The sequence below is a fragment of the Mesorhizobium sp. P2_D5 genome (assembly GCF_056404355.1).
This window is the reverse complement of the sequence record NZ_JBFUEE010000004.1, coordinates 521,636-537,250: the sequence shown is the minus strand read 5'-3', so window position 1 is coordinate 537,250 and position 15,615 is coordinate 521,636. Positions and strand designations below refer to the sequence as shown.

Below are 15,615 nucleotides of genomic sequence, written 5' to 3'. Positions count from 1 at the left end.
CAGGGCTACTCGGCTGCTTCCGCTTGGGATGCCAGCCCCAGCCACTGCCGGCAATCGGCGCGCGCCCGTGCGGTTATCCCCTGCCGCTTGGCGACGGTCTTGTCCTTGCCGCGCAGGCGCTTGCCTTCTGACTTCGGTGCTTCCATCGGCGGGAACAGGCCGAAATTGACGTTCATCGGCTGGAAGGAGCGTTTTCCCGGTTCGTCTTCGGAGACGATGTGGCCGCCGGTGATGTGGTTGAGCAAGGCACCGAAGGCCGTGGTGAGCGGTGGCAGGGACGGTGCCTGGCCGAGCCTTTCGGCGGCGGCGAAGCGTCCGGCGAGCAGGCCGATCGCGGCACTTTCGACATAGCCCTCGCAGCCGGTGATCTGGCCGGCGAAGCGCAGGCCGGGGCGCGACTTCAGCTGCAGCGAAGCGTCGAGCAAGGTCGGCGAGTTGATGTAGGTGTTGCGGTGCAGGCCGCCTAGGCGGGCGAAATCGGCGTTTTCCAGGCCCGGTATGGTGCGAAACACCCGCACCTGCTCGGCATGCTTCAGCTTGGTCTGAAAACCGACCATGTTGTAGAGCGTGCCCAGCGCATTGTCCTGCCGCAACTGGACGACGGCATAGGCCTTGACCGTTGGATTGTGCGCGTTGGTCAGCCCCATCGGCTTCATCGGCCCATAACGCAGCGTCTCGACGCCGCGTTCGGCCATGATCTCGATCGGCAGGCAGCCGTCGAAATAGGGCGTGCCTTCCCATTGCTTAAATTCGGTCTTCTGGCCGTCGACCAGCGCTTGGACGAAGGCAAGGTATTGCTCCTTGTCCATCGGGCAATTGATGTAGTCCTTGCCGGTGCCGCCCGGCCCGACCTTGTCGTAGCGCGACTGGAACCAGCAAATGTCCATGTCGATCGTGTCGAAGTGGACGATCGGCGCGATGGCGTCGAAGAAAGCCAGCGCATCGGCGCCGGTCGCCTCCGCGATCGATTGGGCAAGCGAAGGCGCGGTCAACGGACCGGTGGCGATGATCGCCTGGTCCCAGTCCGCCGGCGGCAAGCCCGGCACTTCCTCGCGCTGGATGGTGATCAGCGGATGGCCTTCGAGCTTTTTCGTCACGGCGTCGGAGAAACCGTCGCGGTCGACGGCAAGCGCACCGCCGGCCGGCACCTGGTTGGCGTCGCCGGCGCTCATGATCAGCGAGCCGGCCAGCCGCATTTCGGCATGCAGCAGGCCGACGGCGTTGTTTTCGGCGTCGTCGGAGCGGAAGGAATTGGAGCAGACCAGCTCGGCCAGGCCATCGGTCTTGTGCGCATCGGTGCCGCGAACGGGCCGCATTTCGTGCAGGATGACGGGCACGCCAGCCTCGGCTGCCTGCCAGGCGGCTTCAGAACCGGCGAGGCCGCCGCCGATGATGTGGATGGGATTTTTGCTCATGAGCGCCGGAATAATCGCTTGGAGCGGTGATTGCAATTGCCGCGCGTGGCGCAGGGCAAGTGGCTGCGGTGCAACCAACCCCTGAAAACAACAACACCCGCCGGGGGAGGAGGTCCGGCGGGTGTCGTTTTTGGGGTCGACCCTCGGGAGGAGGTGAAGGCCGACCGTATTCGTCATCGCCGGGGAGGAGGTCGGCTTTGACGAAATCTCTTTCGCCATTTTTGAAAGGGGCGAAACCTCTGGGGCAAAATTCGTTTTGCCCCGGGGGAACAACGCCCGCCGCGGGAGGAGGTGCGGCGGGCGCCGTTTTGTTGGTCAACCCTCGGGAGGAGGTGAAGGTTGACCGGATCCGTCAGGGTCGGGGAGGAGGTCGACCCTGGCGAAATTCTGGTTAGATCGCCCGGCGGGCTACGATCTTGATTTCGTCGCGGACGATACCAAGATCATGCAGCTGACGGTTCGAAAGGCGACCCAGCTCGGTAACCGTCTCGCGATAGACGCGCCAGTTACGATAGTTGCGGATCAGGTTCATTGTCTTTCTCTTTTCAAAACTTGTTCGGACCATTTGCGGTCCGAAGAAATTAGACCGCCTTGCGAGCGACGTAAGGAATGTCGCTGCGGCTGATGCCGAGGTCGGTCAGTTCACGGTTGCTCAGGCGGCTCAGCTCGGACACGGTGTCCCTGTAGCGGCGCCAGTTGCGGTAGTTGCGGATCAGGTTCATGGTATTTCTCGTTTCGTCTTTCTTTCGGATCATTCCGTCTTTGTGTACGAAGCATAGATAGGCGGGCCTATATCGATTTAAAAGCGCTATGGCTGCATGGCAGCAATGCAAATTGTGCAATGCAGCATTAACGCGCGTTCACGGACCTGACACAAAGAAGCCCGAATCGGAAAATGCCGTTGCGTCAACGGTTTGACCGGGTCGGTTGAAAAAAAGACCAAGCTGGGGGAGAAGCGGCATGGCGGGCTATTCGTCACGAGTGAGGTCGGATATCGCGCGCTGGCGGCAGGCCGGCCTGATCGACGCCGCGACCGCCGATTCCCTGACGCGCGATGTCGAGGCAAACGAGCGCAAATCGCTCAGCTTCGGCTCGATCCTGGCGATGATGGCCGCCTTGCTGTTCGGCGCCGCCATCCTGATTTTCGTCGCCGCCAACTGGGATGCGATCCCAAGGCTGGCGCGGGTCGCGGCACTTTTTGCCATCATCCTTGGCGGCTATGTCGGCGGCGCGCTGTTGAAGACGCGCGACCATGCGGCGATCGGCGAGGCATTGTGGATCGTGGCCGCGGCGGCCTTCGGCGGTTCAATCGCGCTGATCGGCCAGATGTATCATCTCTCCGGCGACATGACGTCGGCCTTGGTCACCTGGGGCGCGGGCACGGCACTGGCGGCGGTCGCGCTTCGTTCGAACCCGCTGACTGTCGCTGCGGTCGGCATCGCCGATGCCTGGCTGTTCCTGAAAGGCTTCGACTATTACAGCCGCAGCGATTTTCCGCATCTCTTCGTGGTCATGGCGATCGTGCTGTTTGCTGTCTCGTTCTGGACCCGCAGCCAGCCGGCGCGGCACCTGATCATCCTGTCGCTGCTGTTCTACCTCGTCCTGTTTGGCATGGACCACGCCACGTTGCAGGTGGCGAACCCCCTGGTCATCGTCTCGGCGCTGCTGTTCGCGGCATCAGTCTTCGCGCCGGAGCCGGTCGACAGCATCGTCCAACTCGGCGGCCGCTTGCCGTTGCACGCGCTGCTCGGCTTCCTCACCGGCCTGGCTATGGTCCAGTTCGAACTGGCTGATGAAAGCACCTACAACAGCGGATTCGCCATCGCTTCGGTGATTGCGTTGGCCGGCATCGTCGCTGCAATCGTGCTGGCGGGGCGGGAAAGCCGCGGGTTGCGCTGGCTTGCCTATGCCGGCTTCGCCTTTGAAATCGCCATCATCTATGTGGTGATGCTGCAATCGATGCTCGATACGGCCGGCTTCTTCCTGGCCGCTGCGGTGCTGCTCGGCATCCTCGCGCTCGTCATCATCCGCATCGAAAAACGCATGAAGGGCCCAGCCGCCAAGGGAGCCACCGCATGATGACCGGAAAGAGGCTGATCATCTCGGCGCTGGTGCTGGCGCTCGTCCAGATCGGATTTTTGAGCTGGATCATCGCCGGCAGGGCGGCGATCCTGCGCAACGGCAAGGAAGTGCTGCTGAAGATCGAACCCGTCGATCCGCGCGATCTTCTGCGCGGCGACTACATTATCCTTGGCTATCCGATTTCGCGCATACCGGTGAAAATGATCGCCAACATCCCGGCCGACAAATTTTCGAGTGACGACACGCCGATCGTCGTCCGCCTGAAGAAGGGTGCCGACGGCTATTGGCAGCCCACCACTGCCTGGTTCGGCAAGGCGCCGACGCCGGCCGCTGCCGACGAGGCCGACATATCAGGCCACGTCGCGGAGGGCTGGGATCTTCGCAGCGAAGGCATGACCATCGCCCCGGATTACGGCATCGAGCGCTTCTATCTGCCGGAAGGCGAGGGGACGGCGATCCAGAACGACATGCGGGTGCGCCCGTTCGGCATCCGCCTCGCTCTCGCGGGCGACGGCACCGCGCAGATCAAGGCGCTGGTGGATGGCGACAAGATACTGTTCGAGGAGCCGCTCTACTAAACCAATGATGTCGATCGGGACGGTCGACGGACTCCCTCGGCGGTCTCCCACCTGGACGGTAAGAAGCATGCCAATCACCCTGTCGACGCGTGAAGACATCAACCTCGACACGGTTTTTCGTGTCGCCTGGAAGAAAGAGACGGTAGAGATCGGCGAGAAGGCGTTGCAGCGCATCGCCGCATGCCGAGCCTCGTTCCTCAGGCTTATCGAATCCGATCCGCCACCGGTCATCTACGGCGTAACCACAGCCATGGGGGAGTTGGCGAGCCGCAAGCTCGAACTTGACGAGCGGGATCGCCATGCGCGCATCAAGGCGTTCGCCGCCGCCACCTCGTTCGGCGATCCCTTGCCCGATCGGGTGGTCCGGGCGATCGCGCTTGCCCGGCTGACCAACTTCATCGAGGGCAACGCAGCCACCACCCCACGCATCGCGCTCGCCGTTGCCGCGATGCTCGACGGTGGCCCGATGCCAACGGTACCGGCCTCCGGCCAGGGCGGCGCCGGCGAGATCCTGGCGCTCTACCCGCTGTTTGCCGAGCTTTCGGCGCGCTTCGACCTCGAGGTCAAGGAGCGGGGCTCGCTGATCAACGGCTCGCCCTGCGCCGCCGCGCTGGTGGCCGACGCGGCGCTCGCGGCTCGCCGCCGCATCCGCATGGCGCACAAGGTGTTCGCACTGTCGATCGAAGCGTTTCGCGCCCCGCTCGAGCACTACGACGCTGCGCTCGATACGCTCTGGGGTGACGACCATGAAGCCGCGGCCCTCCAGGGGTTGCGGGTATTTCTGGTCGGCGCTGGAGACGGGCGGCGCAATTACCAGGCGCCGGTCAGCTATCGGATCGTGCCGCGCGTTCTCGGCCAGGCGCATCGTGCACTATCGTCTGCCGAGCGGGCGGCTACCGTATCGCTGGCCGCGATATCCGACAATCCGGTCTACATCCCGTCCGACGACGCACATCCGCTCGGCCGCTGCATCAGCACCGGCGGCTATCACAACGCCATGGCGACACCGGCGCTGGACGATCTGGCGGCGATATGGGCCGACATCTGCCTGCTCTGTGACCGTCATGCCTCCAAGCTTTTGAACGGCAAGGTGTCGCTGCTGCCCGATCTTCTGATGACCGGGCGGCATTGGGCCGACAGCGATGGCCACGGCAGTGTCGGCTATGTGCCGATGGCGATCACCGGCTATCTCGAGCAGGCCAAGCTCGCCGCGCAACGCACCTTCATTCCGGGAACGGAATCGGCCGGTGCCGGACAGGACGACGTCGCCACCACGGCGTTCTTCGCATGGACCAAGGAGGCGACCGCGGGCCGCTGCGTCGATGCGGCAATGGCGATGCTTGCGATGATGGCCTCGCAGGCGCTGCACGTCACCGAACGCGCCGCGCCGCCGGCGCTGCAGCCATTCGTCGATGACATCAGAGCTATCGTGCCGCCTGTCGGCGACGATCGCGTGCTGGGGCCTGATCTGGCGAACCTGGCCGCGTGGTTCACAGGGAGGGCGTTCGAGGCGTAGGAGGACACTCTTTCATCTAGCGAGCTTCAACTGGCCCGCCACGCAAAGCGCGAAGAGTGGTGCGGATGAAGGGACTCGAACCCCCACGCCTTTCGGCACTGGAACCTAAATCCAGGGCGTCTACCAGTTCCGCCACATCCGCATGGACCGGCAATCCCATGTAGCCATCATTCTGTCAATGTCGGGAACAAGTGTTGGGTCAGGACCAAGGGTTGGGTCAGGGCCAAAAATGTTGGTTGTTCGCCGAAATGCGAAGATGGTTGAAAATTAGCCTCGCCTGTGACAAAAGGCGTGTCGAATGTGACGGGACGCGACGATCCGCTTCTGCAAAATGTGATAAGAAGTAGGAAAAACAAGAACTTATTCACATTTTGGAACGCAGTTTGGGAGAGTTTGAGCCGTATTTTCGGTCAAATCGCCAGGTTCCGTACCAAAAGCCATTCCCGGCAAGATTATACCGGCAGGCTGTGAGCGGCAGAGGCCGTGGCAGTCTCATTGGTGAAAACAAAGGTTTTACGATGCAGGTCACCGAAACACTCAACTCCGGTCTCAAGCGCGAGATCAAGGTCACCGTGCCGGCCGGTGACATGGAAGCCAAGCTGATGGCGCGGCTTTCGGACGCCAGGAACAAGGTCCGCATCAACGGCTTCCGCCCCGGCAAGGTGCCGGTGCAGCACCTGCGCAAGGTCTACGGCAAGTCGTTCATGGCCGAAGTGGTCAACGAAATCCTCAATGATTCGACCCGCACGATCATTACCGGGCGTGGCGAAAAGGCTGCCATGCAGCCCGAAGTGATCATGACCGAGGACGAGAAGGAGGCCGAGAAGATCCTGGCCGGCGGCGCCGACTTCGAGTTCCGCCTCAACTACGAGATCATTCCGGCGATCGAGATCAAGGATTTCTCCGACATCAAGGTGACGCGTCAGGTGTTCGACGTGCCGGAGACCGAGATCGACGAGCAGGTCCAGCGCGTTGCCGAATCGGCACGCAGCTACGAGCCGAAGACCGGCAAGGCCGCCAATGGCGACCGCGTCACCATCGACTATGTCGGCAAGATCGACGGCGAGGCCTTCAATGGCGGTGCCGGCACCGATCAGCCGCTGGTGCTGGGCTCGAAGGAGTTCATCCCGGGCTTCGAGGATCAGCTGGTCGGCGCCAAGGCCGGTGACGAAAAGCAGATCACCGTAACCTTCCCGGAAAACTACCAGGCGGCGCATCTTGCCGGCAAGGAAGCGACCTTCGACGTCACCGTCAAGGAAGTGTCCCAGCCCGGCGAACTGGAAATCAACGACGAGACCGCCAAGAACCTTGGCCTGGAATCACTGGAGCGCCTGCGCGACGTCGTGCGTGGCCAGATCGAAAACCAGTTCGGCGCCATGACGCGCCAGAAGGTCAAGCGCCAGCTGCTCGACCAGCTCGACGCGTCCTATTCGTTCGAGGCGCCGTCGAAGCTCGTCGACGCCGAGTTCAACAACATCTGGGCCCAGGTCAATCGCGACCTGGAAGCGGCCGGCCGCACCTTCGCCGACGAAGAGACGACGGAAGACGAGGCACGCGCCGAATATCTGCGTCTTGCCGAGCGCCGCGTGCGTCTTGGCCTGGTGCTGGCTGAAATCGGCGAGAAGGCCGGCGTCACGGTGTCGGACGAGGAGCTGCAGCGCGGCCTGTTCGAGCAGGTCCGACGCTATCCGGCCAACCAGCAGCAGGAAGTCTTCGAGTTCTACCGCAGCAACCCGGAAGCGTTGAACACGCTGCGGGCGCCGATGTTCGAGGAGAAGGTGGTCGACCATCTGCTCGGCCAGATCTCGGTCACCGATGTCAAGGTCAGCAAGGAAGAGCTGATGGCCGACGACGAGGAGACCGACACCGCCGTCAAGGCGAAGCCGGCGAAGAAGGCCGCCGCCAAGAAGGCTGACGACAAGAAGGCCGACGACGCGGAAGAGCCCAAGAAGAAGGCCGCGCCGAAGAAGAAGGCCGCCAAGGACGCCGAATAAGCCCGGCGCTCCGTAGAACCGACGAAGGCCGCCCTTTGAGGCGGCCTTTTTCGTTGCTAAACTGCAACAGCCGGAACGCTTCGCGGGTGGTGGCCAGTGGTGATACGAAGCTTTGATGATTATCCTCTATCGCAAGCCGCTTGGGTCGTCGGAGACGCGCGTTGAGACTGTTCGTCGAAGTGGGACACGCCTCGGCAATGGCGCTGGTCCTCGTTTCGGTCTGCGGCATCGCCCGCGCCGATGCGGTGCTTGACAATTGGCGGTTCGAAACGGCCGAGGACGGTCTCGTCACGGCGTCGCTCTATGCCACCAACAAGCTGATCACAGGCGGCGGCGCGTTGAGCTACAGCCCGATCCTGACCATTGGTTGCCGGGCAGACAGCGAACCGCGCTGGACCGAATGGCTGCAACTGAACGACACCGTCTCGGCCAGCCGGAAGATCACCGTGTCGGTCACGCTCGACCAGGGCGGCAAGTTCGATGAAAGCTGGTCGGTCGGGCCGCGCGGCCGCAGGCTGATGCGCGACGGCGCCGACGGCATCAAACGGCTCGGCGCCGCAAACCGGCTCCAGCTTTCCTGGCGGTTCGGGTTGCTGTCGGGGCGAGGGGAGGCCGATTTCGACCTCGCGGGGTTCGATGAAGCCGTCAGCCAGGTTGCCGGCAGCTGCAACACGAATGTGCCCTGAGCTGCTGCAGACGACCTAAACCTTTGCGCGCCCGACCTCTTCTACCCGCCGGCCAGAATCCGTGGTACATAGGTGCCGAAATTCCATTTGGGGGAGAATCCGATAATCTGTTCTGCCGTGCAAGGCGCGTTGCTGGTGGCCCCGGTATGCGCAGATTATCTTAGGCACATTTGACGATCAGGGAGGAAAAGTCATGCGTTTGGTCGCGTTTTTCACCGTCGTGTCTGTTGCAACCTTCGTTGCCAATCCATCGCAGGCTCAGGATGCTGCGGCTGGCGAGAAGGTCTTCACCAAATGCAAGGTCTGCCACGTCGCAGACGAGGACAAGAACAAGATCGGTCCCTCGCTGCATGGCGTCATCGGCCGCGTCGCCGGCACGCATCCGGATTTCAAATATTCCGATGCCATGATCGCGGCCGGCAAATCCGGCGTCAAATGGGACGAACCAACACTGACCACCTATCTTCACGATCCCAAGGCCATGGTCAAAGGGACCAAGATGGCGTTTCCCGGCCTCAAGAACGATGCAGACGTGGCCAACGTCATTGCCTATCTGAAAACGTTCTCGAAGTGACCTGGCTCGCCCGCGCGCTTCCATCGGTCTGAGATGTCGACTAGGGAAAACCGCCTCAAGGATACCGGCATCCGTCTCTCGGAAGCGACGGCGGGTGATTTCTTCGCGCTTTTGAAGCCCCGGGTCATGGCGCTTGCCGTATTCACCGCCTTCGTTGGCCTGATGGCGGCGCCTGGCGCGATGAATCCGGTCATCGCCGTGATTGCAATCGGTGCGATCGCGATCGGAGCAGGAGCGGCCGGGGCCCTCAACATGTGGTACGACGCGGACATCGACGCGCTGATGTCGCGCACGTCAAAGCGGCCTGTTCCGTCGGGCCGCGTCACGCCGGGTGAAGCTCTCGGCTTCGGCCTTGTGCTTTCCGCGCTTTCGGTGATGACGCTCGGCGTGCTGGTGGACTGGCTTGCCGCATCGCTGCTGGCCTTCACCATCTTCTTCTACGTCGTCATCTATACGATGTGGCTGAAGCGCTCGACGCCGCAGAACATCGTCATCGGCGGCGCGGCGGGTGCTCTTCCTCCTGTCATTGGCTGGGCGGCCGCAACCGGCGCCGTCAGCGCTGAAAGCGTCATCCTGTTTCTGATCATCTTTCTGTGGACGCCGCCGCATTTCTGGGCGCTCGCGCTGTTCAAGGTCGGCGACTACGCCGCTGCCGGCATCCCGATGATGCCGAACGTGGCCGGTCAGGCCTCGACCAGAAAACAGATGTTCGCCTATTCACTGCTGCTGGCGCCAATCGGCGTGCTGCCCTGGGCGTTCGGATTCGCGAGCGGGTTTTATGGAATTGCCTCGGCCGCATTGGGTGCGGGGTTCATCTGGCACGCCTGGAAGGTTCTGGTGGTTCCCGACAAGGAGATGAAGCCTGCAAAGGCGCTGTTTGCCTTCTCGATTTTTTATCTTTTCGCGATCTTTGCCATACTGCTTGCCGACACCATCGCAATGCGAGCGTTCATGTCAGCCGGAGGTTGACGGCATAACGGAAACCCGCCGGATCGAGATGGCCGAACTGTAATTGCTACATTGAAGACGTTGCAGAGCAGGGCCTGCTCGAACGTCACGACGGTATTGCGCAGAATCCCAGGATCAGCAGGGCGACTATGCCAAGGCCGAGTATGAGAAGCGTCCTTCCGTCCATGACCTTCAACCTTTGCGCGGCCAAAAAGGGCGCGCGGCGCTGTATCAGAATAGCGAAGAAGGCCCAACAGAGCTAGCCAGACCGCTCGAGGGTAGTGGCTCAGTTTGAAATTTGACGCTGCGTTTGTCGCATCAGATCCTGACCTCCACTATGCTTGGTGCAATGCATGGGAGTGGCAATGAAGCTTGAGAGCACCCTTACTTGCCCAGAGTGCGGCCATCAGTCTGTGGAAACGATGCCGGCCGACGCTTGCGTTCACTTCTACGAATGCAAGAACTGCGGCGTACTCTTGAAGCCCTTAGCGGGTGATTGCTGCGTTTTCTGCTCTTATGCCGATCTGCCATGCCCGCCGCTTCAGGGCGATAGCCAAGCCAAGCGCACCAAGAGCCAGAAGCGTCCGCCGATGTGATCTGGCAACGTCGTCCGCGTTATGCGCATTGCCGCCGGCGAGGAGGTCCGACGACATCAAACTGAGACGCTACCCGCCGGAGCTCTTCTGACAAAGGGCGACAAGTCCCTGGCAAGGGAGTATGTTGATTCCGGTGCAGGTCGCGGTTTTGCGTGGCCAGTCTCGCAGAACGACGGCACCGCAAAACCGCGACCTTACCGGACCTGGTCTGGAGGGAAATGGTCATGGCAAGCTTTCATGTGATCGCAGGCGCCAGCGAGACGCTGGAACATACCAAGATTCGAAAAATCGGTGTTTCCGACCTTTTCGACGCGCTCAAACGAGGCGTCGACGATTTCATGGTCAAACCATCGCACATCGTATTTCTCTGCCTGATCTATCCGCTCGTGGGTGTCGTGCTCGCCGCCTGGACTTCGGGCGCCAATGCGTTGCCGTTGCTTTTTCCGCTGGTCTCCGGGTTTGCGCTGATTGGCCCGTTCGCGGCGATCGGCCTCTATGAAATCAGCCGCAGACGGGAGGCCGGTCTCGACACCTCCTGGAGGCACGCTTTCGAGGTCAGGAATTCTCCGGCGCTGCCGGCCATCGCGGCGGTTGGAATCATGCTGTTTGCGATCTTCATCGCCTGGCTTTTGACCGCGCAGATGTTCTACGAATATCTTTTCGGCCCGGCGCCGCCAGAATCGATATCCGGCTTCATCAATGAAATATTTGCCACCGGCCGCGGCTGGACGCTGATCATCCTTGGGCACGTCATCGGCTTCGTCTTCGCCGTGGTGGTGTTGTGCACAACGGTCGTCGCCTTCCCATTGTTGCTCGACCGCGACGTCGGCGCCTACGAAGCCATCCACACTTCGGTGCGTGCGGTGCTGGCGAACCCGATCACCATGGCTGTCTGGGGACTGATCGTCGCCGTTGCCCTGATCATCGGCTCGCTGCCGGTGTTCGCCGGACTGGCCGTCGTATTGCCGATCCTCGGTCACGCCACCTGGCATGTCTACCGCAAGGTCGTGGAGTCGCCCGCCAGACCGGCGAGTTGAGGAAGGTTCTGCCGGACTGCACCGGCGAAGGGCCGGTGCAGTCCGATCGAAACCGTCAGTAAGCCGGGTGACTGAAGCTGGCCTGGTATGCGCCCATGGTCAGGCTGCGGAAATCCTTGCCGCTGACATGCACCAGCGTTCTGTGGTCGCCGCCTTCGAAGTAGATATCGGCGGCATCGCCAAGGCTTTCATCGACAATCACCGGCACATCATAGGCTGCGCCGATCGGCGGGATGGCGCCGGTGTCACAATCGCCGAAGAGCGAAATCACCTCGTCTTCGGAAGCGAGTCCGAGACGCTTGTCCATGACGTCCTGCAACCTGCCAAGTTCGATCCTGTGGGTGCTTGGAACCACGGCCAGCGTATAGCCAAGCTCGTGGTGAACGACCACGGATTTCGCCATGATGCTGCCGGGGACATGCGCGGCAATGGCCGACTGCCGGCTTGTTGACGTGCGATGATGAGCGACGGTGTCGTAGGAAATGCCCTTGCCGTCGATGAAGTCCTTCAGCCTGTTTGCGATCGTCATCTTGGCCTCCTTGCCGGAGTTCGCGACGCACGGGTTTGCGCGTCAGTGCCCGGATCCGAAAAACGCCAGCCTGGTGAAAAGGGTGTAGTCGGCTTCGAAGACCATCATTGTCGTGAACACCAGCACCAGTATCGGCGGCAGGATGATCGCATAGGCCAGCGCCAGCCGCTCCCAGGCCATGTGCATGAAGACGGCGACGATCAGCCCTGCCTTGAGGATCATGAAGATCAAGATCAGCGACCATCTGAGATAGCCTTGCAGGCCGAAATAATCGACCAGGTAGGAGCAGGTGCTGAGGATGAACAGCCAAGCCCAGACCACCAGATAGAGCTTGATAGGATGTTCCTGATGCTCGTCGGCGTGGGCGACGGCCGCCGGCGCCTCATGTGCATGACCAGCATGTAGCGCGTGTTGTCCGAGGCCGTTTGCGGTTGCTTCTGCCATGTCTGCCTCTCACCAAAGATAGAAGAATGCGAAGATGAACACCCAGACCAGGTCGACGAAGTGCCAGTACAGCCCCATGATCTCGACGTTCTCATAGCGGCCCGTGCGGCTGGTGAAGAAACCGCGCCGTCCGGTGTCGAAATCGCCGCGCCAGACCTTTCGCGCCACGATGATCAAGAAGATCACCCCAATCGTCACATGAGTGCCGTGGAAACCGGTGATCATGAAGAAAGACGAACCGAATTGTGCAGCGCCCCAGGGATTGCCCCAGGGCCGCACCCCTTCAGTGATCAGCTTGGTCCATTCGAAGGCCTGCATGCCGACAAAGGTCGCGCCGAGTGCCGCGGTCAGAAGCATGAGGATTGCCGTCTTGCGGCGGTCGCGGCGATAGCCGAAATTGACCGCCATGGCCATCGTTCCGCTGCTTGAGATCAGCACGAAGGTCATGATGGCAATCAGGATCAGCGGGATATCCGAGCCGCCGATGCGAAGCGCAAAGACTTCGCTTGGATTGGGCCACGGCACGCGTGTCGACATACGCGCAGTCATGTAGGAGAGCAGGAAGCAGCCGAAGATGAAGGTGTCGCTGAGCAGGAAGATCCACATCATGGCCTTGCCCCAGGACACGTTCTTGAACGCACGCTGATCCGAGGACCAGTCGGCGGCAATGCCTTGCCAGCCTGAGGGCCGTGGCTCCGTCTTGCCGATATGCGTCAGTGTCTCTGCCATCCGCTTGATCCCTTCAGGTCAGCAACTGTCGGCAAATGTCGATGAACGTAGCGGCCCAGCCGGCCAGCAGGGCAAAGATGGCGAGCCAGACGAAGAGCAGGAAATGCCAGTACATGGCGCACAGTTCGACGCCGAGGCGAAGCCGCTCGGGTCTCGCTCCGTTCCATGCGCCGACAGTTGTTCTGCCCAGGCCCACCAGCCCGCCCAGTATGTGCAGGCCATGCATGCCGGTGATCAGGTAGAAAAAGCTGTTGGCCGGATTCGAGCTCAGCAGATAGCCGTCGTCGGTCATCTGCCGCCATGCCATGAGCTGTCCGATCAGGAAGGCAAGCGCCGTGAGCCCGGCCGTCGCAAGGCCGAGCCTGACCATGTCGATCTGACCGTTGCGTGCCGCCACCACGGCGCATTGCAGCGCGATGCTGCTCAGGACCAGCACGCCCGTGTTCAGCCAGAGCAGGCGCGGCAGCGGCAGAGGCCGCCAGTCCGACAGGCCCATGCGCATGAAGTAGGCGCTGGTGAACAGCGAAAACAGGCAGCCGACGACGGCGAGGAAGACGCCGAGGCCGATCTTGGCGGTGGGCAGCGCCGACCGGTCGAGGCCGACAAAATCGCCGGCCAGACCTTGTTCGAGCCATGGCTTGGTCGTCAGCCTCTGGTGCGAAAGCCACCATCCGGCAAACCCGGCAATGACGAGCAGGAAGACCAGGATGACGCTCATGCCGGCTCCCTCGAGGGGCCGAAGGAGCCCGGCATGTTCTGCGGGATGAAATCCTCCTTGGCGCCCGGTACGCTGTAGTCATAGGGCCAGCGATAGACGATCGGCAGGTCCTTGCCGAAATTGCCGTGCGTCGGCGGTGTATGCGGCGTCTGCCATTCGAGGGTCGTGGCCCGCCACGGATTGCCGCCGGCCTCGCGGCCATGGCGGATGCTCCAGATCAGATTGAACAGGAACACCATTTGGGCAAAGCCGACGATGAAGGCCATGATGCTGATGAACGAGTTCAGGTGGTGGGCCGACTCCGTCATGATGGTCATGTCGGTCAGTTCAGCGTAGCGCCGCGGCACGCCCATCAGGCCGAGGTAGTGCATGGGGAAGAAAATCAGGTAGGCGCCGAGGAAGGTGACCCAGAAATGGAACCGGCCCAACGTCTCGTCGAGCATCCGGCCGGTGACCTTCGGGTACCAATGGTAGATCGCGCCAAAAACCACGAGGATCGGAGCGACACCCATGACCATATGGAAATGGGCGACGACGAACATCGTGTCGGACAGCGGAACATCGACGACGACGTTGCCAAGAAACAACCCGGTCAGCCCGCCGTTTACAAAGGTGACGATGAACGCCAGGGCAAAGAGCATGGGTATGGTGAGATGGATGTCGCCCCTCCATAGGGTCAGCACCCAATTGTAGACCTTGATGGCGGTCGGAACGGCGATGATCAGCGTCGTGGTGGCGAAGAAGAAGCCAAAATAGGGGTCCATGCCGCTGACGTACATGTGGTGCGCCCAGACCACGAAGCTCAGCGCGCCAATGCCGACGATGGCCCAGACCATCATCCGGTAGCCGAAGATGTTCTTGCGAGCATGGGTGCTGATCAGGTCGGATACGATGCCGAACGCCGGCAGCGCCACGATGTAGACCTCGGGATGGCCGAAGAACCAGAACAGGTGCTGGAACAGGATCGGGCTGCCGCCATTGTGCTGCAGTTGCTCGCCCATCTCGGAGATCGCCGGCATGAAGAAGCTGGTGCCGAGGGCGCGGTCGAGCAGCATCATCACGCAGGCGACGAACAGCGCCGGAAAGGCGAGCAGGGCCATGACGGTCGCGGTGAAGATGCCCCAGACGGTCAGCGGCAGGCGCATCATTGTCATGCCGCGCGTACGGCCCTGCAGCACAGTCACCACATAGTTCAGGCCGCCCATCGTGAAGCCGATGATGAACAGGATCAGCGAGGACAGCATCAGGATGATGCCCCAGTCCTGGCCGCCTGGTGTGCCGCTCATGATGGCCTGCGGCGGATAGAGGGTCCAGCCGGCCCCTGTCGGTCCGCCTGGCGCAAAGAAGCTCGACACCAGAACCAGCACGGCGAGCAGGTAGATCCAGTAGCTCAGCATGTTGACATAGGGAAAGACCATGTCACGCGCGCCGACCATCAATGGGATCAGATAGTTGCCAAAGCCGCCGAGGAAGAGGGCGGTGAGCAGGTAGATCACCATGATCATGCCGTGCATGGTGATGAACTGGTAGTAGGCTTCCGGAGTGATGAAGTCGAACGTACCTGGGAAGCCGAGCTGCAGCCGCATCAGCCAGGACAGCACCAGGGCGACCAGGCCTATCCCCGTCGCTGTCGCCGAATACTGGATGGCGATGACCTTGGCGTCCTGCGAGAAGACGTATTTCGTCCACCAACTGTGCGGATGGTAGAGTTCCACCTCCGCGACTTCGGCCGGCGGGATGCCATCTGCAGGCGTGATGTCGACCATAGG

17 protein-coding genes and 1 tRNA gene are annotated in these 15,615 nt (G+C 61.7%); 9 read left to right on the top strand and 9 right to left on the bottom strand.

The genetic code is table 11. The features are described from left to right. Window positions 1-5 precede the first annotated feature (5 nt). From trmFO to AC1DYW_RS20295, 3 genes are all read right to left on the bottom strand, one after another. A complete protein-coding gene (gene trmFO, locus AC1DYW_RS20305) occupies window positions 6-1,415 on the bottom strand; it encodes a methylenetetrahydrofolate--tRNA-(uracil(54)-C(5))-methyltransferase (FADH(2)-oxidizing) TrmFO (protein ID WP_477227404.1) in 1,410 nt (469 codons plus the stop codon). 391 nt (window positions 1,416-1,806) lie between these two features. Further along, a complete protein-coding gene (locus AC1DYW_RS20300; RefSeq protein WP_013895120.1) occupies window positions 1,807-1,947 on the bottom strand; it encodes a DUF1127 domain-containing protein in 141 nt (46 codons plus the stop codon). A gap of 49 nt (window positions 1,948-1,996) precedes the next feature. Further along, window positions 1,997-2,137 carry a DUF1127 domain-containing protein gene (locus tag AC1DYW_RS20295; protein ID WP_013531315.1) on the bottom strand — a complete coding sequence of 47 codons (141 nt, stop codon included), beginning with the start codon at window positions 2,135-2,137 and terminating at the stop codon, window positions 1,997-1,999. 238 nt (window positions 2,138-2,375) lie between these two features. Between AC1DYW_RS20295 and AC1DYW_RS20290 the strand changes: the two genes are divergently transcribed. From AC1DYW_RS20290 to AC1DYW_RS20280, 3 genes are all read left to right on the top strand, one after another. Further along, window positions 2,376-3,494, top strand: a complete 1,119-nt coding sequence (locus tag AC1DYW_RS20290; protein WP_477227403.1) for a DUF2157 domain-containing protein — start codon at window positions 2,376-2,378, stop codon at window positions 3,492-3,494. Beyond that, the gene (locus tag AC1DYW_RS20285) at window positions 3,491-4,075 is read left to right on the top strand and encodes a GDYXXLXY domain-containing protein (protein WP_477227402.1); all 585 of its coding nucleotides are present in this window, start codon (window positions 3,491-3,493) and stop codon (window positions 4,073-4,075) included. The genes AC1DYW_RS20290 and AC1DYW_RS20285 overlap by 4 nt, the downstream gene beginning before the upstream one ends. A 67-nt stretch (window positions 4,076-4,142) precedes the next feature. Further along, complete coding sequence (locus AC1DYW_RS20280; RefSeq protein ID WP_477227401.1) at window positions 4,143-5,591, top strand: aromatic amino acid lyase; 1,449 nt, start codon at window positions 4,143-4,145, stop codon at window positions 5,589-5,591. Between the two features lie 57 nt (window positions 5,592-5,648). Here the strand turns inward: AC1DYW_RS20280 and AC1DYW_RS20275 are convergent. Then, window positions 5,649-5,733, bottom strand: a tRNA-Leu gene (locus AC1DYW_RS20275). Between the two features lie 376 nt (window positions 5,734-6,109). Between AC1DYW_RS20275 and tig the strand changes: the two genes are divergently transcribed. The 6 genes from tig (at window position 6,110) to AC1DYW_RS20245 (ending at window position 11,426) form a co-directional block, all read left to right on the top strand. Then, window positions 6,110-7,585 (top strand): trigger factor, encoded by a 1,476-nt coding sequence (gene tig, locus AC1DYW_RS20270; protein WP_477227400.1) that lies wholly within the window; start codon window positions 6,110-6,112, stop codon window positions 7,583-7,585. A gap of 161 nt (window positions 7,586-7,746) precedes the next feature. Continuing rightward, window positions 7,747-8,271 (top strand): hypothetical protein, encoded by a 525-nt coding sequence (locus AC1DYW_RS20265; RefSeq protein WP_477227399.1) that lies wholly within the window; start codon window positions 7,747-7,749, stop codon window positions 8,269-8,271. Between the two features lie 193 nt (window positions 8,272-8,464). Then, a complete protein-coding gene (locus AC1DYW_RS20260) occupies window positions 8,465-8,845 on the top strand; it encodes a c-type cytochrome (protein ID WP_477227398.1) in 381 nt (126 codons plus the stop codon). 33 nt (window positions 8,846-8,878) lie between these two features. Further along, on the top strand, window positions 8,879-9,814 hold the full coding sequence (locus tag AC1DYW_RS20255) for a heme o synthase (RefSeq protein WP_477227397.1): 936 nt from the start codon (window positions 8,879-8,881) through the stop codon (window positions 9,812-9,814). 344 nt (window positions 9,815-10,158) lie between these two features. Next, window positions 10,159-10,389 carry a GDCCVxC domain-containing (seleno)protein gene (locus tag AC1DYW_RS20250; protein WP_477227396.1) on the top strand — a complete coding sequence of 77 codons (231 nt, stop codon included), beginning with the start codon at window positions 10,159-10,161 and terminating at the stop codon, window positions 10,387-10,389. Window positions 10,390-10,613: 224 nt separating this feature from the next. After that, window positions 10,614-11,426, top strand: coding sequence for a DUF2189 domain-containing protein (locus AC1DYW_RS20245; RefSeq protein WP_095088101.1), 813 nt, complete (start codon window positions 10,614-10,616; stop codon window positions 11,424-11,426). A gap of 55 nt (window positions 11,427-11,481) precedes the next feature. Here AC1DYW_RS20245 and AC1DYW_RS20240 read toward each other — a convergent pair whose 3' ends face one another. From AC1DYW_RS20240 to ctaD, 5 genes are read right to left on the bottom strand one after another with little or no spacing between them, the layout of a single operon-like run. Further along, window positions 11,482-11,955 carry an aminoacyl-tRNA deacylase gene (locus tag AC1DYW_RS20240; protein WP_477227395.1) on the bottom strand — a complete coding sequence of 158 codons (474 nt, stop codon included), beginning with the start codon at window positions 11,953-11,955 and terminating at the stop codon, window positions 11,482-11,484. 42 nt (window positions 11,956-11,997) lie between these two features. After that, window positions 11,998-12,399, bottom strand: coding sequence for a cytochrome C oxidase subunit IV family protein (locus AC1DYW_RS20235; RefSeq protein ID WP_477227394.1), 402 nt, complete (start codon window positions 12,397-12,399; stop codon window positions 11,998-12,000). Between the two features lie 9 nt (window positions 12,400-12,408). Further along, window positions 12,409-13,128 (bottom strand): heme-copper oxidase subunit III family protein, encoded by a 720-nt coding sequence (locus AC1DYW_RS20230; protein ID WP_111547360.1) that lies wholly within the window; start codon window positions 13,126-13,128, stop codon window positions 12,409-12,411. 13 nt (window positions 13,129-13,141) lie between these two features. After that, window positions 13,142-13,846: a cytochrome c oxidase subunit 3 gene (locus tag AC1DYW_RS20225; RefSeq protein ID WP_477227393.1), complete on the bottom strand. Its 705-nt coding sequence runs from the start codon at window positions 13,844-13,846 to the stop codon at window positions 13,142-13,144. Continuing rightward, window positions 13,843-15,612, bottom strand: a complete 1,770-nt coding sequence (gene ctaD, locus AC1DYW_RS20220) for a cytochrome c oxidase subunit I (protein ID WP_477227392.1) — start codon at window positions 15,610-15,612, stop codon at window positions 13,843-13,845. The genes AC1DYW_RS20225 and ctaD overlap by 4 nt, the downstream gene beginning before the upstream one ends. Between the last annotated feature and the right edge of the window lie 3 nt (window positions 15,613-15,615).

Excerpts from the sequence above, each read along its gene's own strand:
- trmFO (WP_477227404.1), bottom strand. The coding sequence starts at position 1,415 with ATGAGCAAAAATCCCATCCACATCATCGGCGGCGGCCTCGCCGGTTCT.
- AC1DYW_RS20300 (WP_013895120.1), bottom strand. The coding sequence starts at position 1,947 with ATGAACCTGATCCGCAACTATCGTAACTGGCGCGTCTATCGCGAGACG.
- AC1DYW_RS20295 (WP_013531315.1), bottom strand. The coding sequence starts at position 2,137 with ATGAACCTGATCCGCAACTACCGCAACTGGCGCCGCTACAGGGACACC.
- AC1DYW_RS20290 (WP_477227403.1), top strand. The coding sequence starts at position 2,376 with ATGGCGGGCTATTCGTCACGAGTGAGGTCGGATATCGCGCGCTGGCGG.
- AC1DYW_RS20285 (WP_477227402.1), top strand. The coding sequence starts at position 3,491 with ATGATGACCGGAAAGAGGCTGATCATCTCGGCGCTGGTGCTGGCGCTC.
- AC1DYW_RS20280 (WP_477227401.1), top strand. The coding sequence starts at position 4,143 with ATGCCAATCACCCTGTCGACGCGTGAAGACATCAACCTCGACACGGTT.
- tig (WP_477227400.1), top strand. The coding sequence starts at position 6,110 with ATGCAGGTCACCGAAACACTCAACTCCGGTCTCAAGCGCGAGATCAAG.
- AC1DYW_RS20260 (WP_477227398.1), top strand. The coding sequence starts at position 8,465 with ATGCGTTTGGTCGCGTTTTTCACCGTCGTGTCTGTTGCAACCTTCGTT.
- AC1DYW_RS20255 (WP_477227397.1), top strand. The coding sequence starts at position 8,879 with ATGTCGACTAGGGAAAACCGCCTCAAGGATACCGGCATCCGTCTCTCG.
- AC1DYW_RS20250 (WP_477227396.1), top strand. The coding sequence starts at position 10,159 with ATGAAGCTTGAGAGCACCCTTACTTGCCCAGAGTGCGGCCATCAGTCT.
- AC1DYW_RS20245 (WP_095088101.1), top strand. The coding sequence starts at position 10,614 with ATGGCAAGCTTTCATGTGATCGCAGGCGCCAGCGAGACGCTGGAACAT.
- AC1DYW_RS20240 (WP_477227395.1), bottom strand. The coding sequence starts at position 11,955 with ATGACGATCGCAAACAGGCTGAAGGACTTCATCGACGGCAAGGGCATT.
- AC1DYW_RS20235 (WP_477227394.1), bottom strand. The coding sequence starts at position 12,399 with ATGGCAGAAGCAACCGCAAACGGCCTCGGACAACACGCGCTACATGCT.
- AC1DYW_RS20230 (WP_111547360.1), bottom strand. The coding sequence starts at position 13,128 with ATGGCAGAGACACTGACGCATATCGGCAAGACGGAGCCACGGCCCTCA.
- AC1DYW_RS20225 (WP_477227393.1), bottom strand. The coding sequence starts at position 13,846 with ATGAGCGTCATCCTGGTCTTCCTGCTCGTCATTGCCGGGTTTGCCGGA.
- ctaD (WP_477227392.1), bottom strand. The coding sequence starts at position 15,612 with ATGGTCGACATCACGCCTGCAGATGGCATCCCGCCGGCCGAAGTCGCG.